Source organism: Bacteroides sp. L10-4 (assembly GCF_013373675.1).
In the GTDB taxonomy this organism is placed as follows: Bacteria; Bacteroidota; Bacteroidia; order Bacteroidales; family Bacteroidaceae; genus Bacteroides; species Bacteroides muris.
This window is the reverse complement of the sequence record NZ_JABXJH010000050.1, coordinates 1-23343: the sequence shown is the minus strand read 5'-3', so window position 1 is coordinate 23343 and position 23343 is coordinate 1. Positions and strand designations below refer to the sequence as shown.

Sequence of the window (23343 nt, the reverse complement as noted above, 5' to 3'; positions counted from 1 at the left end):
AAAAGCAGCGTACGCTATAAAGCCAAGCGATATATTTCCTTACAATCGGTCATGGTCAGCTTCACGTAGTTACCAAGCAGTTCGCCTTTATTGCGCTGCAGGCTGGCAATCATACGGTCTATATCGGGATGTTCAATGCCCAACTCCTTAAAGCTGACCGGCAAACCCATATAACGGAAAAAGTGTTTCAGACGGGCAGTACCTGCCAAAGCCATCTCTTCCAAATCATCGGACTTGGGTATATCAAAAACACGACGGGCAAACTGGGCAATCTTTGCCGGATTATGTTCCGCCATAAAGGTCATCCAGGCAGGGAAGATGACAGCCAGACCGGCACCATGGGCTACATCATAGATAGCACTGATTTCATGTTCCAGTGCATGGGATGCCCAGTCTTCCTCACGCCCTACCCCACAAGTTCCGTTATGCGCCACAGTGCCACACCACATAATGTTGGCACGCGCGGCATAGTCGTCCGGTTGCAGTTTCACTCGGTAAGCCTCTTTAATGATAGCTGTCAAGGTACCTTCGCAAAGCCGGTCACTGATTTCCACATCCGAAGTATTCGTAAAGTAACGTTCCATGATGTGAGCCATCATGTCGGCAATACCACAAGCCGTCTGATAAGCCGGGAGAGTGTAGGTCAGTTCAGGATTCATGACGGAGAATACGGGACGCAAATGCTCAGGAGCGCAAAGACCCAGTTTTTGGAGTGTCTCTGTCTTGGTGATTACCGCATTGCCCGAGCCTTCGCTTCCGGCAGCCGGGATAGTCAGCACCACGGCTACTTTCAGCGCTTTCTCCACCTTGGCACGACCGATAAAGAAATCCCAGAAGTCGCCATCATACAGGGCTCCGGCAGCAATGGCTTTCGCCGTATCTATGACCGAACCACCCCCCACAGGAAGCATCATATCCACCTGTTCACGACGACAAAGCCGAATACCTTCGTACACTTTCCCGTCAACGGGATTAGGTCGGACACCTCCCATTTCGCAATAAGCCACACCAGCTTCCTGTAAAGATTGCTTTACACGCCCCAGCAGTCCGCTACATACGACAGAACCGCCTCCATACACTATCATCACTTTTTGCGCACCATACTTACGCGCCAATGCACCGACCTGCACTTCAGTATTCTTGCCAAAAACAAACTCCGTAGGACTATAAAAAACAAAATTATTCATTGTATATCTTATTCAATGTATCGACTGTATCTTTCAAAGAAGCGTCCGAACGCCCCCCACTTCATCAGTCCTTTCTCGAACACCCAAATACCCAGCAATGCACAAGAGATGCCCAGCATCACATCAATCAGATAGTGATGTCCCGAATAGACAGCCGTCCACCAGATACCGACCATAATCACCGAAAACAACGCTATCAGCCACTTCCTGCTGCGGTCTATAACAGCGTAGGCCAAAGCTACCACCATATAGGCGGCATGAAGCGAGGGCACCGCTGCAAATACATTGGCATTCCTCCCGTAAATGGAGTTGAAGACGGAGCATCCCAGCAGTTCGTCAAAGCGCCCCAAGCCTGCCACATTACCCGGAGTGTCGAGTATAGGTTCGAAACCATAATTCATGGCATACCAAGGTGGAGCAGCGGGATGGATGTAATAGCCGGCAAAACCGATAAGATTAACCAGCAGAAATACCATCGCAAAGCGAAGATATACCTTACGGTCGCCCTTCAGATAAAGCCACAGCCCGAATGCAATGGGAACGGGTACCCAGCAGAGATAGAATATCCCGGCAAAGCAATCGGCTACCGGGCAATAGTTCAAAGCAAAATATTCGCAAGGAATGAGGACAGTACCGTCTACAGAGAAGCCGAAAAGGGATTTTTCTGCCTCATAAAGTCCTTTTACATCAATGGGATTCACCTGGTAATTGGGATATACACGCATCCAGTCATACGAAATGCCGAATACGAAAAACGGCAACAACGCCACTGCCAACTTACGGGTTGTCTGTCCGGCAAAGAACAATATCCAAAATACACCCGTCATCAGGAAATGTTCCGGACGAAGCCCGATACAGACCGCTGTCAGAATCATGAAAAACGCCGTGATAACAATCACCGGCACAGCCTCTCTCACAGAGGGAAACAAACTAGTTTTCATCCTTGTTTTTCAGTAATTTATAGCAATGTGCCAAGCGCGCAAATGCCGTCAAATTCGCCAATATTGCAATCACTGCCATAGGCACAATTAGTATCATCATCGGGTCGAACAAGGTACAATCACTGAAGATACCGCAGAACATGGCACCGAGGGCAGTCAGTACAACGCGTTCGGGACGCTGCATGAAACCTACCTTACACTCCAGTCCCAAGCCTTCGGCACGGGCACGCACGTAACTCACCATCAGCGAACCTACCAACGCAATGAATGTAATGATGGAGCCCCACAAATAGCCTTGCAGCATCAAGTAATAGAAGATGCCGAACAATGTCATAAGCTCGCTGTAACGGTCGAGTACGGAATCGTACAACGCACCGAAAGTAGAACTCATTTTACCCACACGCGCCACGCGGCCGTCCATCATATCAAACAACCCGGCAAAGAGCACAATACCGCCTCCCCAGCCCACATAGGCCAGTTCGCCACTTTTACACACTCCGGCATACACAAACAAGGCAGCCGCCACGATATTCAGCACCAGCCCCGTAGTCGTAATAAAGTTAGGCGTAATGCCAATTTTAATCATACCATGCACCACAGGGTTGATAATCTTGTATATCACCTGCTGCAACCAATCTCTATAATTCATATTCGTCTTTTTTGTTTTCTAAATAATGTTTCAGAAAGCCTTTTATATTGTGATTACGATAAACGAAAAAACGTTGCAGATGGTAGTTCCAAAAAAAAGCTACCAACACTGCTACTATTATCTTTGACAGAATAAATACATTGTCTATATAATATCCCAACAGCCCATTGACCCATGTCATGCCCGTAAGCCACTCGGTCAGTGCAAAAGTGCCCCAGGTATTCAGTATAATGCTGCCTCCCCAGACAAAGAGATATTTCACGGCAACATGCGTTTTCTTACAGTCTTCGGCATGGAACACCCATCCGTAATTAACGGCACAGTTTACAATGCCTCCCACCACAGATCCCGTGAATGTGGCATAAAGATAAAAAACAGCAAAAGCCTTTACCAGAAGGATAGTCACCAGAAAATCGACAAAGCTTGCGAATTGCGCAGAAATCTGGGCCTTGAAGAAGATCCAGACAGAATGACGCCATGACAAATATCTGCCGCTTATTTTCAGCTGATTATCCATCTTGTCACAATCAAAATTATAAATCCGTAGACTCCGGACAGAATATCGTCCGCCATTACCCCTATTCCACCCGGCAGACTTTCCATACGGCGAATGCCCAAGGGCTTGAATATATCAAACAAACGGAACAATACAAATGCCCCCAATGCATACCATACGTGTCCGGCGGGCGCCGCAAGCAGGGCAATCCACACGCCAACCATTTCATCGACCACCACACGCGAAGGGTCTTTGCCCCAAGATGCCTCCAGACGGTTGGCAGCCCAGACACCGGCAAGTGTAAATACCAAAATCAATGCTACTGTCAGCCACAAAAGGCAGACACTTGAAACCAGATAAGACAACCCGAACCAGATAAGCGTAGCCAGCAAAGCTCCCGCAGTGCCAGGTGCAAAAGGAGAAAAGCCCGAGCCAAAGCCCGTACCGATAATGACTGGGAGGAAGGAGTTTTTTTTCATCAAAAAAGTAATGAGGTGATAAATGCGATAAAAACGGTAAAGTGACAAATGCAAGAAAGTAATAAAAGTGATAAAGTGGTAAAGTGCTATCACTCTATCACCTTACCACCTTATTTTTATCACCTTATCACTGTTTTTTTAGTCCAGATAACTCGGTGCTGTCTCACCCACCATGTTGCGAAGAGTCTCTTTCACCATGCGCCACTGCTGGAATAAGTCGTGTACCGGCTCATGCTCAAAATCGTGCATCGGGCTCTTGCAGAAGAAGGACAGCCACGTCTGAATGCCGCACATGCCTGCACGCAATGCCAAATCACTGAAAATAACCAAGTCGAGCGCGATGGGAGCAGCAAGAATGGAGTCGCGGCACAAGAAGTTAACCTTGATTTCCATCGGATAGCCCATCCAGCCGAAAATATCGATGTTGTCCCATGCTTCCTTATTATCCTTACGGGGAGGATAGTAGTTGATGCGTACCTTATGATAAACATCACCGTACAAGTCTGGATATTTCTCCGGTTCGAAGATATTGTCGATAACAGACAGCTTGCTGACCTCTTTTGTCTTGAAGTTCTCCGGTTGGTCAAGTACCTCACCGTCACGGTTACCCAGAATATTCGTAGAGAACCAGCCGCTTACACCCAACATACGGGTCTTGAACATCGGGGCAAGCACTGTCTTCATCAAAGTCTGGCCGCTCTTGAAGTCCTTACCAGAAATGGGCACATTCATTTTCTTGGAGAATTCCCACATAGCCGGAATGTCCACACACAGATTGGGAGCACCCATAATGAACGGAGCGCCTTCTGCGATGGCAGCGTATGCATAGCACATGCTCGGAGAAATTACTTCGGTATTGTTGTCCTTCATTGCCTGTTCCAAAGCAGCGAGAGATTCGTGTTCCTTGGACATCGGAACATAAATTTCCGTACTTGCCGCCCACAGCACGGCAATACGCTCGCAGTTATTGGCTGCCTTGAAGTTACGGATATCCTCACGCAACTGTTCTGTCATTTCCCAGCGGTCGGCAGCTTTCTTGATGTGCGTACCATTCAAACGTTTTGCAAAATTGTGGTCGAATGCAGCAGGCATCGGCTTGATGGCTTGCAATTCGTCTTTTACCAGATTCAAATCTTTCTCTTTCAAGACCTCGGCATACATAGCAGCTTCGTAGGCGTTGTCCGGGAAAATGTCCCAACCACCGAAAACGATATCATTCAAATCAGCCAAAGGCACTATGTCTTTGATAAGTTTTTCTTTGCCATCCTGCATGCGCATGGTAGCCATTTGTGTGATTGAGCCTATAGCTTTTGCCAAGCCCTTGCGAGCAGCTAATGTACCGGTAATCATGGTGGTTGCAACCGCACCACCTACTCCGACTACCAACACGCCCAAGCGTCCGGTTGCCGGCTTAATGTTTTCTTTCATTGCCATTGTATTATTTAGAGTTTAAAAAATTGCTCAAATTTAGGGTATTTTACCCAATTGGAATTAGTCATTTTATCCGATTTAATGTTCTATTAGTAAGATTTAAGTTAAAATGTCATATGTAGACTGATTCTGAGCCCGGATTTGTCCATATCCGGTAAATTTCGGTAAGTCAGACGCCATACATAATCGACACGCAACACCTTGAAAATATTTTCAATGCCTACACCAGCCTCTACGTATGGCGTATGCCCCATGGTGGTACTTCCGGCAGGAAAACGGAACAAATCCTGCTGAAAAGCCGGATTGTTCTTATCACTCAAATTTCCATACAAGCCGCGACAGGAAAGTACTTCACGCCATTTCAACTTTTTCAAAAAAGGAATGCGGTTGAAGAGCCAGCCGTTCAAGTAATAGGTCACATCCCAGAAAGCGTATTCATCGTTCATGAATTCCATGGCATTCATCAATGAATAAGACTCGAGTTGAAAGGAACAAATGTCAAGTCAACACAAGGCTTTCCGGCAACAGTAATCGTATCCATCAGATAATATTTGTAGAAAGACAGTCCAAGGGAGGAAAGCGGACTGACAAACTTATTGGTGAACAAGGTGATGTTGTTCTCATAAAGGTCTACATCGGTCATAGTGACACTGATAGCCTGCTCCATACCCTGCCGGGAAAGCATTTCGTCCACTCCTGCCTGCCTGCGGGCAGCGACCCACTGTTTGCGGCTACGCGGAGACTTGCGGTAATAGTCTGTGGCAAGCAACTCACGGTTGGAGATGGCCAGTACCGGCCTGCCGGTAACGGCAGAGGTATCGACATAATCCGTCAGGAACTTGAACTTACGGTAAAGCCACTTCTGCTGCTTCAGGCTGTCGAAGTTATTGATGGCAAAAGTCATTTTTTCGTAGCGGTCACGTTTCCAAAAGTCGCGTTCGTCGGGCGAATAGTCATCCCGATGTTCTATCATCTTGCGTACAAACTCCACTGCGGGATTATTCCTTTTCTTATACCGTTCACGTTTCGGCTTCACCACCACCTCATCCAGTGCATAAGTGGCTGGCGAAAGGGCAATATTGAATTTAGAAGACTTTGCGGGATGAATAAGCCGGACATATTCATTATATCCCACAGTCGAAATGACCAGAGTGGCCTCCGGACGATAGGTCTTGAAGGAAAAACGGCCGTTATTGTCCGTCATTCCCCCCTCCGTAGTTCCCTTCAGATAAACTGACGTATAAGGCAGCGGCTCCTTCGTCAACGAATCGATGACAACGCCTTGCACCATATATTGTGCTCTCAATGGAAGAGTAACCAGCTGGATAAGCAGAAATACCCTAAAAAACAACTTCATACCTTAATTTTACCTAATTCAGATGGCAAAGGTACGGAAGAAAACTTTTTCTTAAAGTTCGGTTTTACGGAATAAATGTTCTAAAAAACTCCTTTTGTATAACAATGCTTCGGCAATCTGTTCGGAGCGCTTTCCATCCATATCGGCGGCATCCCCATCAGCTTGAGCACAAGCAGCGCACATTTATTGCCGAAAATGCAAGCCACTATATATCCATTCGCCAATATCTATTCGTCCGACAGTTGTCGGACGATAATTCAACAGTTGTCGGACGATAATTCAACAACTGTCGGACGAAAAGAAAACATATATCGGACGATTAATTTCAAGCAAGGAAAGAAATAGCACGCCACATGAACAGAGATTATCCACCGAATGACTGAAAACAATAAATAACAAACCTAAGCTTGAACTTATGGATACAAAACTTTTAGGAAGAAAGCCGCCCGTATCATGATGAATGCAGGGCGCGGCAATCCCCCGAAAAAGGCATTAAAAGGATATCGGACGAGTATGCAAAGGAGTGGAGAAAGTGACCGGCTTCCTAACGAACTAAGGAAACAGTATACGGAAGCGGGTCAATCCATCGTTGCAGGTACGCAGAGAGAACGTGCAACCATGACGGCTCAAAACTTCCCGGATAAACACCAGGCCGATTCCCTGCCCGTTCGGTTTGGTGGAAAAGAAGGGGCTGAAAAGTTTAGCTTCGGTCTCTTTACTTATCCCCGGACCATTGTCAACGACTTCAACAGAAGCGGGGGCAGCGGTCCTTACTATTATCTCACCTTGTTTTCCATTTTCTCCGGTATCCCCCTCTATACTTTCGGCAGCATTCTTGATGATATTCACAAGTACTTGTTCCAAAAGAGAAGCATCCATACGCACCATTCCCACCTCGGGATCGCATTCCAGATGTAGTTCTATATTGCGGTCATTGCACATTCCTTCCATGAAACGCTTGCACATGGCCACCAACTCATTCAGTCGGACAGGCACCAGAGAAGGTTCAGGTATCTTTACCACATTGGCAAAACGGGTAATGAAACGGCTCATTGAGAAACAACGCTCCGTACAGACGCGCATCACGTCGCAGATGTCCTCCATATCATCCTCAGTAGAAAGTGCCTGCTCCACTGTATCGAGTGTGGAAGTGATGCCCGCAGTAGTATTGTTCACTTCATGAGCTATCATGCGGATTACCTTTTCATAGGCGCGCTTCTCGGCACGCATCACCTCTTCCGTCATACGCTCTATCAAGAAAAAAGGATGTTTGAACCCTCTGTCAATAAAAGTAGAATGGGTGCATTTATAAATATTCGCATCATTGAGACGGAGCACTGCCGTCGCATCTTTGGGAATAGCCGAAAGTTCGGCAGCCAACGGGGAGTCCATCTGATCCAGCCGCTTTGCCAGCGCCTCCTCCATACGGACACCGAGCATCTTTACCGCCATCGGATTCAGTTGCGACACTTCATCGTCCATTGTCAGGATAATAACCCCCATTGGAGATGCCTGAATCAGCAAATCCAAGAAGTGATTCTGCTCACGCATGCGCAACCGTTCATTCTTGAGTTGCTCCATCATCCGATTAAAGATATTTACAATACGATCGGCCTCGTACTGCCCTACCTGACTGAGACGGCTACTGAAATCCTGCTCGCGCAGCAGCTCCATACCGCTGCCGATGGTATTCATCGGCTTCACTATCTTATTATAGAATACTATCAGATAAATAAGGATAAACCCGATGAGCCCCTCCAACACGTATAGGTACAAAGACGACCTTCCACTCAGCAGATATACCAGCATTCCGCCCAGACCAAGCAGAAAAAGGACGAGTATGAAGAAGAAGAATTTTATGCGCACGGCAACTGAATATTATATTTCTCCAGACGCCTATAAAGCGCAGCGCGGCTGATGCCCAACGACACTGCCACCTGGCTGAGATTCCCTTTATGCTGTTCCAAAGCCTGCAAAATAGTCTGCCGTTCTATTTCATCCAAGGTCATACCAGCAAAAGAAGTACCTTCGGCAGCTTTGGCCGACTCGTTGTAGCGCAGATATTGGGCATCGAAATCCATGGCATCCAGCACCGGCTTGCCGCTGACCAGAATGGTACGCTCCACCAGATTCTTCAACTCACGAATGTTGCCCGGATAAGGCAGACGGGAAAGGAAATTCAGAGCATCGGCCGAGAAATCCGTACGCGGCAAGCCGTTCACCTCTGCCTGGCGGTCGGCAAAGTGACGTGCCAGTAAAGGAATATCTTCACGGCGCTCCCGCAGGGAAGGCAGTTTTACGGTAATCAGGTTGATACGGTAAAAAAGGTCTTCACGGAAAGTACGTTCGGACACCATCTTGCGGAGGTCTGCATTAGTGGCGGACACAACGCGTACATCGACTTTGCGGGGACGGCTGTCACCCAGTACTTCGAATGTCTGGTCTTGAAGCACGCGCAGCAATTTCACCTGGCAGGAAGGGTCGAGGTCACCAATCTCGTCGAGGAAGATGGTACCTTTATTTGCCATTTCAAAACGCCCTATGCGGTCGGCACTGGCATCGGTAAACGCTCCTTTCTTATGACCGAACATCTCGCTCTCGAACAAGCTCTGCGAGATACCGCCGAGGTTCACCTTGACAAAAGGCTGCTTCACACGTTGACTGTTGATATGGATGGCTTCGGCAATCAGTTCCTTGCCCGTTCCGCTTTCGCCCGTAATCAACACCGAAGCATTGGTACGGGCTATGCGGGCCACTGTATTCAACACTTCCATCAGTCCTTTGGACTTGCCTATAATATGGCGGCGATTCAATGCGGTAGTCTGTTCTTCCGGCACCTCTTTCGGGGCAGCCGTAAGCTCAAGGGCGGTTTCGATGCGTTGCAAAAGCGCAGCATTGTTCCAAGGCTTGGTTATGAAATCGAATGCACCGGCCTGCATCCCCTGCACGGCAAGCTGGATACTTCCCCATGCCGTCATCAGAATAACGGGCACATCGGGACGAAACACCTTTACCTGCTTCAATAAGGTGAGTCCCTCTTCTCCGGTGGTGGAAAGAGTAAAGTTCATATCCATCAGAATTAATGCGGGAGCTTCGGTTCGAACCGTATCCATAGCTTCGCGAGGACCCGGAGCCGTCCTCACCTCATATCCGGCACGCTTCAGCATAAAGCTGAGGGAAGAGCGCACAGCACTATCATCGTCTATTATCAGTATCATAAAAAATTGCTGTTTGTTTCCTGCAAAAGTAAATAAAAAAGCAGAGTCATGAATAATCAGTTATAATTTATTTAATATGCCCTCTCATTTGTTTTTAATCCGTTGGCATAATTACAACTTCCCCGTCCGTCAACCTATCCTCTCACGACCTCTTCAAAATCAGCCTCCAGTTCCGTATCGCGTTCAAAATCCCAAAGGGTCAGGCTACGGAGCTGATAGAAGTAATACCAATAGTAGTACAGCTCTGAAATATGCTTTTGGCGAGCTTCGTCTTTAGAGTTCTGTGCATCGTTCAGGTCCAGTGTACTGATTTTACCTATCATAAAGGTCTCTACACTGGTCCTGTAACGCTTCTCAGCAATGACATCTGCCTCTTCGGCAATGTCCAGCTGTTGCGCCTGATTGTTGAAGTTAGCCACCAACAAAAAGATGTCCTGATTAAAGTCCATCTGTTCCTGACGGATTTTGGATAAAACCACTTCACGGTTGCTCTTTGCCACCCTAACCTTGCCACGACGTTTTCCCCAATCAAGGATAGGAATCTTGACACCCACCTGCACAATCTGGTTATCAAGCAAGTCTCGGTAGGCTGAAGAAAACTCATGGTTCTGCCCCGTATAACCCACACTGGCAAAAAGGTCGATGCTACGTAGGTTTCCACGTGCCGTTGCCACTTCATAATCAGCTTCCAGTTGGCGGCGGCGAATGTTCTGCGCAAAGGAGTTGCGTTCCAAAGCCTTGTTCAGCACACAGTCATATTCCATCTTTATATCGGGAACAGTGGCGGGCAACACCGGATTCAAGTTTTCCTGCTCGGACACGCCGAGGAAGGAACGAAGCTGGAACATCTTTGCATTCAGATTACTCTCAGCCTCAGTCACATCGGCTTTGCCTTGCAATGAGTTCAGTTTAAGCTGCAACAAATCATTTTCGGAAATCTGCCCCATCTTACGTTTGGCTATCGCCACCTCGTAAAGACGGTCGGCATTCGTCTTGTTCTGCATGGCGGTAGCAAGCGATTCTTTAGCCAATAGCAGCTGGAAGAAATAAGTGATGGTTTTCATTGTCACCTCTTCCGTGGCCGAAATGAACGCGGCTTTTGCTTCGGCATAACGTACAGGCTCTATACGGCGGCTCCACTTCAAAGTATTTACTCCAAAAACCGGCTGCGTCAACTCCAGGCTCACAGGAACCGACATAAACTGCTTCGCTCCTCCGGAGCCCAATTGTTTGAGATAATCCAACGAAGAAGTAAGCGACAACCTACCGCCCGTAAACCAAAGGTTCTGGTCTATCGAAAGCTGTCCGGACAAGCCCAGTGTATTATTGCGGACAAAACTATAGGAACCGTCAGAATCCTGATAGGTACTGTATGATTTGTTATAGTTGGGCAGCGTACCGGTGAAATTTACTTCCGGCAGCAAGTCCGCACGGAATGTACGGTATTCCCAATACGCGGTTTTCAATTCATTCAATGCCACGGCAGCATCCACAGACTGTGTACGAGCCAGCACAATGGCCTCCGACAGCGTAATATTGCGTTCATGTCCCAAAGTATCATTCTGTGCCACACTTGCCAACGGCATCAAAAAGCAAACTGCAAGTAAAATATCCTTTCTCATGTTCAATCTTTAAAATTGTCTCAAACAGAAAAGCAAAGAGTGTGCCAAGTGGCCGGGAAAGTTCCACAGAGGGGCAAGTGTTCATTTTCGGACAGTGAGAATGTCCGTTAGCGGACGATATCAAAAAAACAACCGGTCTCTGTCTAAAGTCTGAAAAAATCCTTCTAAAGTTCAATTAACCATTAATTAATTGATGAAAAATTTCTTTATTAGGGAAGAATTCTCTTTCTTTGTACTGTTTTATACCTTTATTAAAAGGATACAATACTAACATTAATTATATAGTTATGAAGATTTCACACATTGAGCATCTGGGCATTGCCGTTAAGAGCATTGAAGAAGCCCTTCCGTACTACGAAAACGTTTTAGGTTTGAAATGCTACAACATCGAAACCGTGGAAGATCAGAAAGTTAGAACCGCTTTCCTGAAAGTGGGCGATGTAAAGATCGAGTTGCTGGAACCGACTTCTCCCGAAAGTACGATTGCCAAGTTCATCGAGAAGAACAACGGTAACGGTGGTATGCATCATCTGGCATTTGCCGTTGAAGACGGAGTGGCCGGTGCTCTTGTAGAAATCGAAGAAAAAGGCATCCGCCTCATAGACAAAGCTCCCCGCAAAGGCGCAGAAGGTCTGAACATTGCATTCCTGCATCCGAAATCCACTCTTGGTGTCCTGACCGAGCTTTGCGAAAAACCGGAATAAGAACGACCGTAAATCGTCCAACCATAAATTGTATAAACATTAAAGAAATAAATTCATGAGTAATCAACTTGAAAAGATTAAAGAGCTTATAGACCGCCGTGCAGCAGCACGTCTCGGTGGTGGTGAAAAAGCAATTACAAAGCAACACGAGAAAGGTAAATACACAGCTCGCGAGCGCATAGCCATGCTTCTCGATGAAGGTAGTTTCGAAGAAATGGACATGTTCGTAGAACATAGATGTACAAACTTCGGCATGGAGAAAAAACACTACCCCGGCGACGGTGTAGTAACCGGTTGCGGTACAATAGATGGCCGTCTGGTTTATATCTTTGCGCAAGACTTTACCGTTTCTGCCGGTTCACTGTCGGAAACCATGTCGCTGAAAATCTGTAAAATCATGGACCAAGCCATGAAAATGGGCGCTCCGTGTATCGGAATCAACGACTCGGGTGGCGCACGTATCCAAGAGGGTATCAATGCCTTGGCCGGTTACGCTGAAATTTTCCAACGCAACATACTTGCTTCGGGTGTCATTCCTCAGATTTCCGGTATCTTTGGTCCTTGTGCCGGTGGTGCCGTTTACTCTCCTGCCTTGACAGACTTTACATTGATGATGGAAGGTACGTCCTACATGTTCCTCACCGGTCCGAAAGTAGTAAAGACTGTAACCGGCGAAGACGTAAGCCAAGAGAACTTGGGTGGCGCGAGCGTTCACTCCACCAAATCAGGTGTTACTCATTTCACAGCACAGACTGAAGAGGAAGGACTGGCTCTTATCCGTAAATTGTTGAGCTATATCCCCCAGAACAATCTGGAAGAAGCTCCCTATATAGATTGTACAGACCCTATCGACCGTCTGGAAGACTCCCTGAACGAAATCATTCCCGATAACCCGAACAAACCGTATGACATGTACGAGGTAATCGGTGCCATCGTGGATAATGGCGAATTCCTCGAAATCCAGAAAGACTATTCTAAGAATATCATTATCGGCTTCGCACGTTTCAACGGACAGTCCGTAGGTATTGTTGCCAACCAACCGAAATATCTGGCGGGTGTGCTCGACAGCAACGCATCCCGTAAAGGGGCACGTTTCGTTCGTTTCTGCGATGCCTTCAATATTCCTATCGTTTCCTTGGTAGATGTACCGGGATTCCTTCCGGGAACAGGCCAGGAATACAACGGTGTAATCCTGCATGGTGCCAAACTGCTGTATGCATACGGTGAAGCCACTATACCCAAGGTTACCATCACTTTGCGCAAGTCTTACGGTGGTTCTCACATCGTGATGAGTTGTAAGCAGCTCCGCGGTGACATGAACTATGCTTGGCCTACCGCCGAAATCGCCGTAATGGGCGGCGCAGGTGCCGTAGAGGTATTGTATGCCCGCGAAGCCAAAGAGCAGGAAAATCCGGCTCAATTCCTGGCAGAAAAAGAAGCCGAATACTCCAAGCTGTTTGCCAATCCTTACAATGCCGCCAAGTATGGTTACATTGACGATGTCATCGAACCGCGCAACACGCGTTTCCGCATCATCCGTGCCCTGCAACAGTTGCAAACCAAGAAATTGACCAACCCGGCCAAGAAGCATGGCAATATTCCACTCTAAATTGAGAATTGAAAATTGAAAAATAAAACTCATAACTTATGAAGAAAATACATATCGGAATATTTCTTTCATTGGCGCTGATGTTGGTTCTCTCTTCTTGCGGAGAGCAGAAATCGAACAGCAAGCTGTTGCTGAATGAAGTGCTGGTCATCAACGAAAGCAACTATCAGGATGACTACGGCATACACAGCGCATGGATTGAGATATTCAACAAATCATACGGCAGTGCCGACCTTGCAGGTTGCTACCTGAAATGCAGCAGCCAGCCGGGCGACACAGCCAGTTATTTCATTCCCAAAGGTGATATCCTGACGGTGGTTAAGCCACGTCAGCATGCGCTTTTCTGGGCAGATGGAGAACCCAGACGCGGTACATTCCATACAAACTTCAAGCTGGATGCCAAGAATGCCAACTGGATTGGACTGTATGACTCGGGCAAGAAACTGCTTGACCAAGTAACAGTGCCTGCCGGTACCTTGCAAGCCAACCAGTCATACGCCCGCGTCAGTGATGCATCCGAAGAGTGGGAAGTGAAAGGAGAAAGCAACGACAAATACGTGACTCCAAGTACCAACAACAAGACTATCGACAGCAATGCCAAGATGGAAAAGTTCGAAGAGCATGACAGCGTAGGCATAGGTATGGCTATCTCCGCCATGAGCGTTGTGTTCAGCGGCTTATTGCTTCTTTTCATCGCTTTCTATGTCGTAGGCAAACTTTCCGTGAGCCTGAGCAAGCGCAACGCCATGAAAGCTAAAGGCATCACAGACAAACAAGAAGCCAAAGAAAAGCAACTGGGACAAGCTCCGGGAGAAGTGTTCGCCGCCATCGCCATGGCTATGCACGAATTCCAAAGCGATGTACACGATGTGGAAGACACCGTGCTTACCATCACACGCGTGAAACGCAGCTATTCCCCTTGGAGCTCGAAGATTTATACATTGCGTGAAACCCCTCACAAAAAGTAAAGTCACCTTAAAAAAACAGAATAATGAAAGAATATAAATATAAGATTAACGGCAATGTATACAAGGTTGCCATTGGAGATATCGAAGACAACATCGCTCACGTAGAAGTGAACGGTACTTCTTATAAAGTAGAAATGGAAAAAGCACCGAAAGAAGTAGTGAAACCGGTAGTACGTCCGGTAGCAAAACCGACGGCAGCTCCGGCGGCTCCGGTAGCAAGACCGGCAACAGCATCTACAGGCAAGTCCGGCGTGAAGTCTCCGCTTCCCGGTGTTATCCTCGACATCAAAGTGAACGTAGGCGACAGCGTGAAGAAGGGACAGTTGGTTGTCATCTTGGAAGCTATGAAAATGGAGAATAGCATCAATGCAGACAGAGACGGTAAGATTACTGCCATCAACGTAAGCAAAGGAGACTCTGTTCTCGAAGGTACTGACCTTGTAATTATTGAATAATATGGGAGAATTTATCACATTTCTAGGAAACAACCTTGCCGATTTCTGGACATACACAGGTTTTGCCAATGCAACGGCAGGACATGTGGCCATGCTCCTGATAGGGTTGTTTTTCATATACTTGGCCGTCGCCAAGGAATTCGAGCCGATGTTATTGATTCCTATCGGTTTCGGTATACTAATCGGTAACATACCTTTCAATATGGAGGCCGGATTGAAAGTCGGTATCTATGAAGAAGGTTCCGTACTCAATATCTTGTATCAAGGAGTAACCTCGGGATGGTATCCGCCGCTCATCTTCTTGGGTATCGGTGCCATGACGGACTTCTCTGCTTTGATTTCCAACCCCAAACTGATGCTAGTAGGTGCAGCCGCCCAGTTCGGTATATTCGGTGCTTATATGATTGCCTTGGCTTTGGGCTTCGATCCTATGCAGGCCGGTGCAATCGGTATCATTGGTGGTGCTGACGGTCCTACGGCCATCTTTCTTTCCTCCAAGTTGGCTCCTAACCTGATGGGCGCCATTGCGGTGTCGGCTTATTCATATATGGCATTGGTACCGGTGATACAACCTCCTATCATGCGTCTGCTGACCAACAAGCACGAACGTCTTATCCGCATGAAACCTCCCCGGGTGGTTTCTCACACGGAGAAAGTAATGTTCCCGATTATCGGTCTGTTGCTGACTACGTTCCTTGTACCGTCGGGATTGCCTTTGCTGGGCATGCTGTTCTTCGGTAACTTATTGAAGGAAAGCGGTGTGACACGCCGTTTGGCCAATACAGCCAGTGGGCCGCTGATTGACACCATCACCATCCTGCTTGGTTTGACAGTAGGTGCTTCTACACAAGCATCCGAATTCTTGACGTTGGATTCCATCCTGATTTTCTTCTTGGGTGCTTTATCGTTCGTCATTGCCACAGCATCCGGTGTCATCTTCGTGAAGATTTTCAACCTCTTCCTGAAGAAAGGCAACAAAATAAATCCGTTGATTGGCAATGCAGGGGTATCTGCCGTACCCGACTCTGCACGTATCTCTCAGGTAGTAGGTTTGGAATACGATCCTACCAATTATCTGTTGATGCATGCCATGGGTCCGAACGTTGCCGGTGTAATCGGCTCTGCCGTAGCAGCAGGTATCCTGCTGGGATTCTTATTGTAAACATCTATTCATTCCGTTATTAGGATTGAATACTAATCTTTTTAAAGCCCCTTCGTTCATCGGAGGGGCTTTTTCGTTAATCTATCTAAAACAGATTACGATTATTTCGTAAATACATTCTTTTTAGTAACTTGCAGTCAGTTTAACCTCCTATAAATAATATACTGTATGCGAAAGCTTTTTATCTCCTTATGCTTCAGTGCATGCTGTTCATTCCTGGCAGCACAGACCACAAATTCCATTCAGGAGGCGATGGTCAACTACGATTATGAAACAGCCCTGATGCTGATTGAGCAAGAAACCCCAACTGTCCCCCTACTCTACCAAAAAGGGAAGGCTCTGAAAGGGTTGGGAAATAACCTCGAAGCTCTGAGTGTATTTCAGGAAGTCGTAGTCCAGGATTCTCTCAATTGCCGGGCGTACATTGAAGCTGCCGAATGCTGCAAATCACTCGCCAAATATGGTGAGGCACTGAATTACTACCAAAATGCGCTCCACATAAATCCGGACAATAAATACGTACGCATCCAGTATATCAGTCTACTGATGAACATGAAGAGATACCGTGAGTCTCTAAAGGAAAGTAACCTATTGGCAGAAAGGGACAGTTCTGCCTATGTACTACACCTGAGAGCGGAAAGCATGGGGCAAGTCTATGACAACACAAAAATCATGTATGTGACAGATGCCTATCTGGACATACAGAAAAGGTATCCCAATGATTATCTGTCTGCTGCCAAACTCGGCAACATCTATGTAGCAGGCCACCAATATGAAGACGCCATAAACATAACGGAGAAATACCGTTCCATAGACTCTACCAACGTCCTTGTGAACCGCATCAATGCCCAAGCCTATTGCCTGAACAAAGATTACCCCAAAGCAATAGAAAGATATGAACAACTATTGCAGGAAAAAGACAGTTCTTTCCAAACCTGCTTCTACGCCGGAATCAGCTACTATGCCCTCGAAGACTTCTATCCTGCACACGACTTGCTTGAAAAAGCTCTTAAAAATGACAATACGAACATCAACGTCCTCTATTACCTAGGCCGTGCCTGCTCCAAGACATCATGGAAAGAGGATGGAGTAACCTATCTAGAAACTGCCGTAAACCTTGCCATACCCAGTGACAGTGTCATGTCCCGCCTATATGTGGGGCTTGCGGATTGCTACAATATGGCATTTCAATACACCAATCAGGCAAATGCCCTTCTAACACAATATGAAAAATACGACCGGCAAAAACACAGACTGCTTTATGACGCAGCCTTTGTCTATTATTACTATCTGAAAGATGCGTCCAAAGCAGAGCGATACCTGATGGCATACCTGAAAACCCGCCCAAAAGACAGTAAGGACAAAGCCCAGGAAATGGATGCCGACGGAGTTCCCGTCATCGGAGAAAACAACCGGTACAATGCCGCCGAGAACTGGCTGAAGGACATCAGAGAAAAGCGCAAGAAAGAAGAGTTCTTCAAGGGAAAAGTCGATACTGCCAGCGTAGCCCCAATCAAATAGAAATCAGTGAAAACGTTTGCATAATATAATAAGATACAGTAACGGAGAAAGTTAATCTTTCTCCGTTATTTGTTTTAAATTAGCGCAAAAAATTAACCGTAAAGTTACTATCATGAAAAAAGTATTCTTAATCTTGGGAACACTCTTACTCTCCCTCAGTACGTATGCAGCTATGAATGTGAACAAAATCGACCCTCCGTTCTGGTACACCGGCATGCAGAACCCAGAACTTCAGCTGATGGTCTATGGAGAAGGCATCGGCAATGCATCAGTATCCGTCAATTATCCCGGCGTCTCATTGAGCAGCACCGTCAAACTGGAAAGCAATAACTACCTCCTGGTCTATCTGAAACTGGATAAAGACGTGAAGCCCGGAAAAATCAATCTTACCTTTACCGAAGGAAAAAAGAAACTCGTAAAGGAATATGAACTGAAAGCCCGCAATAAGAAAGGTTGCGAACACAAGGGATTCGACTCCTCCGACGCACTGTACCTGCTGATGCCTGACCGCTTTGCCAATGGCAATCCGGACAACGACCAGATTGCAGGCATGGCCGAGTACAAGGTAGACCGCAATGACCCCAATGCCCGCCACGGCGGTGACCTTGCCGGCATCGAACAGCACCTCGACTATTTCTCCGACCTTGGCGTCACAGCCCTCTGGTTCACTCCGGTATTGGAGAATAACATGACTGGCGGTTCCTATCACGGCTATGCCACCACAGACTACTATAAAGTAGACCCGCGCTTCGGTACCAACGAAGAATACAAGCAACTGATTGAAAAAGCCCATGCACGCGGCATCAAAATCGTAATGGACATGATTTTCAACCACTGCGGCGTAGAGCATGTATGGATTAAGGACATGCCCTCCAAAGACTGGTTCAACAATCCCGACCACGAAAACAGCTTTGTACAGACTTCTTTCAAACTGACTCCGCATGTTGACCCTTATACTTCCCGCTACGACTTCGACCAGATGAACGACGGCTGGTTCGTGACCGCCATGCCCGACCTCAACCAGAAGAATCCTCACGTTTACCGCTATCTGGTACAGAACAGTTTCTGGTGGATTGAATTCGCCAATATCGATGGTATCCGTATGGACACTTATCCGTACGCAGACTACGATGCCATGAGCAACTGGATGAAGGAACTGAACGAAGAATATCCCAACTACAACACCGTAGGCGAAACTTGGGTTACCGAACCTGCCTATACCGCTTGGTGGCAGAAGGATTCCAAACTATCAGCTCCCAAGAACAGTAACCTCAAGACCGTCATGGACTTCAGCTTCTTCGACAAGATAAATATTGCCAAGAACGAACAGACTGAGACTTGGTTCAAAGGACTTGACCGCGTATACAATAACTTTGTATATGACTTCCTCTACCCCAACCCCGCTTCCGTACTGGCGTTCATCGAAAACCATGACACCGACCGCTTCCTGGGCGAAGGCGACAACCTGCCGATGCTGAAGCAAGCCTCTACCTTGCTGCTCACCACCCGCCGCATTCCACAACTCTACTACGGAACAGAAATCATGATGAATGGTGTGAAAAGCAAGAGCGACGGATATGTCCGCAAAGACTTCCCCGGCGGATGGGCAGATGACGCAACAACTGCACTGACCACAACAGGACGCACCAAGATACAGAACGAATGCTACAACTTCTATAAAACCATTCTGAATTGGCGCAAAGGAAACGACGTGATTGCCAAAGGCAGCATGGTGCAGTTCATGGTACAGAACGGAGTTTATGCCTACGCCCGTCTACACGAAGGCAAAACCGTATTCGTAATGCTGAACGGAACCGATGCCGAAACCACTGTTCCTTTGAAATTCTACAAAGAAATCCTGAAGGAATGCAAACAAGGAAAAGATATCCTTAGCGGAAAAACCATTGCTTTCGGTGAAGAACTGAAGATGGCTCCCAGAGAATCGTTAGTGATAGAATTATAATCAACTCTTGTGAATTCAGCATCTTTGCGATGTTATTTGACAACATAGCACCGCAAATCGCTGAAGATACCCCTTGGAGATGGCTTGCAGATACTTTATCTGCAAGCCATCTCCAAGTTTTCATAAAATAGGTATTATGACAAGTACCCTTTACATTCACCTGAAACGCTATAAATTAAGACTCATCTCTATTTAAACATCCATTTCTGAAATGACAAACAAACTTAACCATCTCATAGCACCAGCCTATATTAACAAATCAGCCCTTGCAACACGATGTGTCACAAGGGCTGACAATTATAATATTCAGATTATCTTTCTATTATTCAGCCAATTTATTGTCTGAACCAAGCACATTGATGATTTTGTGCTTATACAGTTTCTCCATATTGTCACGAGCCGGACCCAGATACTTACGCGGATCGAATTCAGCAGGTTTCTCAGCAAAAGTCTGACGGATAGCTGCAGTCATAGCGAGACGAGAGTCAGAGTCGATGTTAATCTTGCAAACAGCAGATTTAGCAGCTTCGCGCAACCACTCTTCGGGGATACCGATAGCAGCCTTCAAAGCGCCACCAAACTTGTTGATAGTCTCTACCTCTTCCTGAGGAACTGAAGAAGAACCGTGGAGCACGATAGGGAATCCCGGCAATTCTTTTTCTACAGCCTTCAATACGTCGAACGCCAAAGGAGGAGGAACCATACGGCCAGTAGCAGGATCAATAGTACATTGTTCCGGAGTGAACTTGTAAGCACCGTGAGAAGTACCGATAGAGATAGCCAATGAATCGCAACCAGTACGGGTAGCAAAGTCTACTACTTCTTCAGGGTTAGTATAAGTATGGTGGTCAGAAGAAACTTCGTCTTCAACGCCAGCCAATACACCCAGCTCACCTTCTACAGTTACATCGAACTGATGAGCATATTCAACCACCTTCTTAGTCAAAGCCACGTTTTCTTCGTAAGGAAGGTGTGAACCGTCAATCATCACTGAAGAGAAACCAGAGTCTATACAGCTCTTGCAAGTTTCAAATGTATCACCATGGTCAAGGTGAAGAACGATTTCAGGCTTCTCGCAACCCAATTCCTTGGCATATTCCACAGCACCCTGAGCCATGTAACGCAGCAATGTAGCATTAGCATACTGACGGGCACCCTTAGATACTTGCAAGATAACCGGAGACTTTGTTTCTACAGCAGCCTTAATGATAGCCTGCATCTGTTCCATGTTATTGAAGTTGAATGCAGGGATTGCATATCCACCTTTGATAGCCTTTGCAAACATTTCTTTTGTGTTTACAAGACCTAAATCTTTGTAATTAACCATTTTGTTTAAATTTTATTGTTAGTGAATTAAAATTCTTCGCAAAAGTAATCATTATCCTTTAAAGTAAAGAACTTGACGGGAATAAAATATCCGGCTCATCCCATCAAATCCATTCAATTTCAAAGCTATTGGCTTCATTTAACAGATTATTGTAATCTCTATATTACAAACTCCTTGCATCAGGCGAAACCAATCATACTTTTGCCATTCATACTTCTATCAACAAAAAGCCGGAGAACATGTTTGCCCTCCAGCTTCCGTTTACACATTATTATTACAGCTATTTCTTCAGATAGATGATAGTCGGCAAATGGTCACTGTAACCGTTCAGCCAAGCCCCGCCCCCATGCGTACGCAAAGGAGCACCTTTGTATTTGCCATCCTGCTGAATCAGATAATCACGGATGAAAACTTCATTGTGGGTATAGCGTAATCCTTTCTTCGCCTTCAGCAACGGTTTTGAAATGACAATCTGGTCAAACAAGTTCCATTTGCCCCGATAAAGCAATGTCCCTACTCCCTTGTCTTCCAAAGTCACCCACCAAGGATTATAGAATTCGCCTTTCTTCACTTGCTTCGGATATTTGCGCGCTCCCAGCACCTCCATACTTTCGTCCATCGGGTCATCATTCATATCCCCCATCACGATGAGCTTCAGTTTCTTGTCGCTACGCATCAGAGAGTCCTTCAAGGCCTTTACTTGTCTGGCTGCATGCACACGCACTGGCGACTTTGCTCCACGGGAGGGCCAGTGGTTCACTATCACACAGACGCGCTCTCCCGCCAGTTGCCCGTCCACAATCAGGAAGCCGCGCGTCAAGTGCACCGTATCTCCCTCAAAAGGAGTGGAAAGCACCAACTTCGAGTGGGTAACGCTGAACTGCTTCGGGTCGTACAGCAAGGCACAGTCAATGCCCCGTCTATCCGGTCCTTCATAATGCACAAACTCATAATTGGAAATGGCAGGCTGCTTTACAAGATCCTCCAGCACCCGGCTGTTCTCCACTTCCGCCACTCCGATGAATGCCGGACCCTCCGGTACCAAATCACGCGAAAGAGAGCCCAGTACTTTAGAAAGGTTCTGTAGTTTGGATTCATACTTCTTCACCGTCCACCGATAGCTGCCATCTGGCAAGAATTCATTGTCGTTCTTACCGGCATCATGAACCGTATCGAATAAGTTTTCAAGATTATAGAACGCAACGCTATACAGTTTCCGTTCCGCATTTTGTGCTCCCAGCGTTGCCACGCACAGCCAGAAAGAGCATAAGACAAGTATTTTCCTCATAAATTCACAAATTATTAAGTACTGCAAAAGTCAGAAATAAAATGCGATAAACCTACTAAATAAAAATAAATCTGATTTTATTTTGCAGAATCTCCAACTTGCACTATCTTTGCGCTCTGAAAAGAAGACCATTACACTATTTATTACCAAAATAGTAACAGAATATAAATTTTTAAAAGAAAATATCAAAATGAAAAAAGGTATTCATCCCGAAAATTACCGTCCGGTAGTATTTAAAGATATGTCAAATGGTGATGTATTCTTGTCTCGTTCCACTTGCAATACGAAAGAGACTATCGAATTCGAAGGTGAAACTTATCCGCTGGTAAAGCTGGAAATCTCCAGCACTTCTCACCCGTTCTACACTGGTAAGTCCAAGCTGGTTGACACCGCCGGTCGTGTTGATAAGTTCATAAGCCGCTACGGTAACCGTAAGAAATAATCAGTTTCAAGCAGACTGAAAAAAGGGAGTCTTTCACTGAAAGGCTCCCTTTTTTGTTTCCACCTCCCACTGCAGGACCGATAAATAGGGAATCCCCTGTCACAGAATAGGGAAAAAAACGAGATTTCCTTCAATGCAGCCATGAATTATGTCAACAAGCGCTATAAGGAAACCGCCCAGCTGATGCGTATAAACAAGCAAGCCCAAGCCACCGGTATACTGAAGGAATACATCATCTTGCTTTCGGATTACGAAGGTCAAGGTATAGAAGGAGCAGAAAAGGAATGGACTGATAAAGAGATAGGTTGGGCAAACCGGACGCTGGACAGGATAAGCAGAATATAATAGAGAATGAAACAGGCTTCATTTTTTCAGACGGAAGAGCAAAAGAAGATATGTAATCATTCTATTTTCCGCCACGACAATTTTATCGGCTGTTTTTCAGCCGATAAAATAAAAATGCCCGCAAGAAAATATTTTTGTTTTAACATTCCGGTTTATAAAAACATGGTAGAAGAGTCTTC

The 23343-nt window shown here is 46.3% G+C and carries 20 protein-coding genes and 1 pseudogene; 9 read left to right on the top strand and 12 right to left on the bottom strand.

Going from position 1 to position 23343, the window contains the following annotated elements:
• Nucleotides 1-14: 14 nt before the first annotated feature.
• From HU824_RS15160 to HU824_RS15115, 10 genes and pseudogenes are all read right to left on the bottom strand, one after another.
• A complete protein-coding gene (locus tag HU824_RS15160; protein ID WP_176469270.1) occupies nt 15-1187 on the bottom strand; it encodes an iron-containing alcohol dehydrogenase in 1173 nt (390 codons plus the stop codon).
• Between the two features lie 8 nt (nt 1188-1195).
• Nucleotides 1196-2128, bottom strand: a complete 933-nt coding sequence (locus HU824_RS15155; protein WP_136011175.1) for a phosphatase PAP2 family protein — start codon at nt 2126-2128, stop codon at nt 1196-1198.
• Nucleotides 2118-2777 carry a CDP-alcohol phosphatidyltransferase family protein gene (locus HU824_RS15150; protein WP_176469269.1) on the bottom strand — a complete coding sequence of 220 codons (660 nt, stop codon included), beginning with the start codon at nt 2775-2777 and terminating at the stop codon, nt 2118-2120. Before HU824_RS15150 ends, HU824_RS15155 begins: the two co-directional genes overlap by 11 nt.
• Nucleotides 2767-3294, bottom strand: a complete 528-nt coding sequence (locus HU824_RS15145; RefSeq protein WP_176469268.1) for a GtrA family protein — start codon at nt 3292-3294, stop codon at nt 2767-2769. Before HU824_RS15145 ends, HU824_RS15150 begins: the two co-directional genes overlap by 11 nt.
• The gene (locus HU824_RS15140; RefSeq protein ID WP_136011178.1) at nt 3279-3752 is read right to left on the bottom strand and encodes a phosphatidylglycerophosphatase A; all 474 of its coding nucleotides are present in this window, start codon (nt 3750-3752) and stop codon (nt 3279-3281) included. Before HU824_RS15140 ends, HU824_RS15145 begins: the two co-directional genes overlap by 16 nt.
• Nucleotides 3753-3890: 138 nt before the next feature.
• The gene (locus HU824_RS15135) at nt 3891-5180 is read right to left on the bottom strand and encodes an inositol-3-phosphate synthase (RefSeq protein ID WP_176469267.1); all 1290 of its coding nucleotides are present in this window, start codon (nt 5178-5180) and stop codon (nt 3891-3893) included.
• Between the two features lie 107 nt (nt 5181-5287).
• A pseudogene (locus HU824_RS15130) lies at nt 5288-6540 on the bottom strand (carboxypeptidase-like regulatory domain-containing protein).
• A 552-nt stretch (nt 6541-7092) separates the two neighbouring features.
• Nucleotides 7093-8406: a PAS domain-containing sensor histidine kinase gene (locus tag HU824_RS15125; RefSeq protein ID WP_176469266.1), complete on the bottom strand. Its 1314-nt coding sequence runs from the start codon at nt 8404-8406 to the stop codon at nt 7093-7095.
• Nucleotides 8397-9758, bottom strand: a complete 1362-nt coding sequence (locus HU824_RS15120) for a sigma-54 dependent transcriptional regulator (protein ID WP_176469265.1) — start codon at nt 9756-9758, stop codon at nt 8397-8399. The genes HU824_RS15125 and HU824_RS15120 overlap by 10 nt, the downstream gene beginning before the upstream one ends.
• Before the next feature lie 134 nt (nt 9759-9892).
• Nucleotides 9893-11380 (bottom strand): TolC family protein, encoded by a 1488-nt coding sequence (locus HU824_RS15115; protein ID WP_176469264.1) that lies wholly within the window; start codon nt 11378-11380, stop codon nt 9893-9895.
• 287 nt (nt 11381-11667) lie between these two features.
• On the opposite strand from HU824_RS15115, the gene mce reads away from it, so the two are divergent.
• The 7 genes from mce (at nt 11668) to HU824_RS15080 (ending at nt 19762) form a co-directional block, all read left to right on the top strand.
• Nucleotides 11668-12084: a methylmalonyl-CoA epimerase gene (mce, locus tag HU824_RS15110; protein WP_136010450.1), complete on the top strand. Its 417-nt coding sequence runs from the start codon at nt 11668-11670 to the stop codon at nt 12082-12084.
• 55 nt (nt 12085-12139) lie between these two features.
• The gene (locus tag HU824_RS15105; protein WP_136010449.1) at nt 12140-13693 is read left to right on the top strand and encodes an acyl-CoA carboxylase subunit beta; all 1554 of its coding nucleotides are present in this window, start codon (nt 12140-12142) and stop codon (nt 13691-13693) included.
• A 38-nt stretch (nt 13694-13731) separates the two neighbouring features.
• Nucleotides 13732-14661, top strand: coding sequence for an OadG family transporter subunit (locus HU824_RS15100; protein WP_176469263.1), 930 nt, complete (start codon nt 13732-13734; stop codon nt 14659-14661).
• Nucleotides 14662-14684: 23 nt separating this feature from the next.
• Entirely contained in the window at nt 14685-15116 is a 432-nt protein-coding gene (locus HU824_RS15095; protein WP_176469262.1) for a biotin/lipoyl-containing protein, read from the top strand.
• 1 nt (nt 15117) lies between these two features.
• Nucleotides 15118-16278: a sodium ion-translocating decarboxylase subunit beta gene (locus HU824_RS15090; RefSeq protein ID WP_136010446.1), complete on the top strand. Its 1161-nt coding sequence runs from the start codon at nt 15118-15120 to the stop codon at nt 16276-16278.
• A gap of 168 nt (nt 16279-16446) precedes the next feature.
• Complete coding sequence (locus tag HU824_RS15085) at nt 16447-17799, top strand: lipopolysaccharide assembly protein LapB (RefSeq protein WP_176469261.1); 1353 nt, start codon at nt 16447-16449, stop codon at nt 17797-17799.
• A 112-nt stretch (nt 17800-17911) separates the two neighbouring features.
• Complete coding sequence (locus HU824_RS15080) at nt 17912-19762, top strand: glycoside hydrolase family 13 protein (protein ID WP_176469260.1); 1851 nt, start codon at nt 17912-17914, stop codon at nt 19760-19762.
• 322 nt (nt 19763-20084) lie between these two features.
• On the opposite strand, the gene HU824_RS15075 is transcribed toward HU824_RS15080, so the two are convergent.
• The gene (locus HU824_RS15075; protein ID WP_136010443.1) at nt 20085-21089 is read right to left on the bottom strand and encodes a class II fructose-bisphosphate aldolase; all 1005 of its coding nucleotides are present in this window, start codon (nt 21087-21089) and stop codon (nt 20085-20087) included.
• Nucleotides 21090-21369: 280 nt separating this feature from the next.
• On the bottom strand, nt 21370-22377 hold the full coding sequence (locus HU824_RS15070) for an endonuclease/exonuclease/phosphatase family protein (protein ID WP_176469259.1): 1008 nt from the start codon (nt 22375-22377) through the stop codon (nt 21370-21372).
• A gap of 190 nt (nt 22378-22567) precedes the next feature.
• Between HU824_RS15070 and HU824_RS15065 the strand changes: the two genes are divergently transcribed.
• On the top strand, nt 22568-22819 hold the full coding sequence (locus HU824_RS15065) for a type B 50S ribosomal protein L31 (protein WP_136010441.1): 252 nt from the start codon (nt 22568-22570) through the stop codon (nt 22817-22819).
• Nucleotides 22820-22960: 141 nt separating this feature from the next.
• Entirely contained in the window at nt 22961-23164 is a 204-nt protein-coding gene (locus tag HU824_RS15060; RefSeq protein ID WP_246866935.1) for a hypothetical protein, read from the top strand.
• Nucleotides 23165-23343 lie beyond the last annotated feature (179 nt).

What these genes read in the sequence shown, in the direction of transcription:
- HU824_RS15070 (WP_176469259.1), bottom strand. Translation starts at nt 22,377, where the DNA reads ATGAGGAAAATACTTGTCTTATGCTCTTTCTGGCTGTGCGTGGCAACG.
- HU824_RS15105 (WP_136010449.1), top strand. Translation starts at nt 12,140, where the DNA reads ATGAGTAATCAACTTGAAAAGATTAAAGAGCTTATAGACCGCCGTGCA.
- HU824_RS15080 (WP_176469260.1), top strand. Translation starts at nt 17,912, where the DNA reads ATGAAAAAAGTATTCTTAATCTTGGGAACACTCTTACTCTCCCTCAGT.
- HU824_RS15090 (WP_136010446.1), top strand. Translation starts at nt 15,118, where the DNA reads ATGGGAGAATTTATCACATTTCTAGGAAACAACCTTGCCGATTTCTGG.
- HU824_RS15155 (WP_136011175.1), bottom strand. Translation starts at nt 2,128, where the DNA reads ATGAAAACTAGTTTGTTTCCCTCTGTGAGAGAGGCTGTGCCGGTGATT.
- HU824_RS15060 (WP_246866935.1), top strand. Translation starts at nt 22,961, where the DNA reads ATGAATTATGTCAACAAGCGCTATAAGGAAACCGCCCAGCTGATGCGT.
- HU824_RS15150 (WP_176469269.1), bottom strand. Translation starts at nt 2,777, where the DNA reads ATGAATTATAGAGATTGGTTGCAGCAGGTGATATACAAGATTATCAAC.
- HU824_RS15065 (WP_136010441.1), top strand. Translation starts at nt 22,568, where the DNA reads ATGAAAAAAGGTATTCATCCCGAAAATTACCGTCCGGTAGTATTTAAA.
- HU824_RS15140 (WP_136011178.1), bottom strand. Translation starts at nt 3,752, where the DNA reads ATGAAAAAAAACTCCTTCCTCCCAGTCATTATCGGTACGGGCTTTGGC.
- HU824_RS15145 (WP_176469268.1), bottom strand. Translation starts at nt 3,294, where the DNA reads ATGGATAATCAGCTGAAAATAAGCGGCAGATATTTGTCATGGCGTCAT.
- mce (WP_136010450.1), top strand. Translation starts at nt 11,668, where the DNA reads ATGAAGATTTCACACATTGAGCATCTGGGCATTGCCGTTAAGAGCATT.
- HU824_RS15120 (WP_176469265.1), bottom strand. Translation starts at nt 9,758, where the DNA reads ATGATACTGATAATAGACGATGATAGTGCTGTGCGCTCTTCCCTCAGC.
- HU824_RS15115 (WP_176469264.1), bottom strand. Translation starts at nt 11,380, where the DNA reads ATGAGAAAGGATATTTTACTTGCAGTTTGCTTTTTGATGCCGTTGGCA.
- HU824_RS15085 (WP_176469261.1), top strand. Translation starts at nt 16,447, where the DNA reads ATGCGAAAGCTTTTTATCTCCTTATGCTTCAGTGCATGCTGTTCATTC.
- HU824_RS15160 (WP_176469270.1), bottom strand. Translation starts at nt 1,187, where the DNA reads ATGAATAATTTTGTTTTTTATAGTCCTACGGAGTTTGTTTTTGGCAAG.
- HU824_RS15100 (WP_176469263.1), top strand. Translation starts at nt 13,732, where the DNA reads ATGAAGAAAATACATATCGGAATATTTCTTTCATTGGCGCTGATGTTG.
- HU824_RS15135 (WP_176469267.1), bottom strand. Translation starts at nt 5,180, where the DNA reads ATGAAAGAAAACATTAAGCCGGCAACCGGACGCTTGGGCGTGTTGGTA.
- HU824_RS15095 (WP_176469262.1), top strand. Translation starts at nt 14,685, where the DNA reads ATGAAAGAATATAAATATAAGATTAACGGCAATGTATACAAGGTTGCC.
- HU824_RS15075 (WP_136010443.1), bottom strand. Translation starts at nt 21,089, where the DNA reads ATGGTTAATTACAAAGATTTAGGTCTTGTAAACACAAAAGAAATGTTT.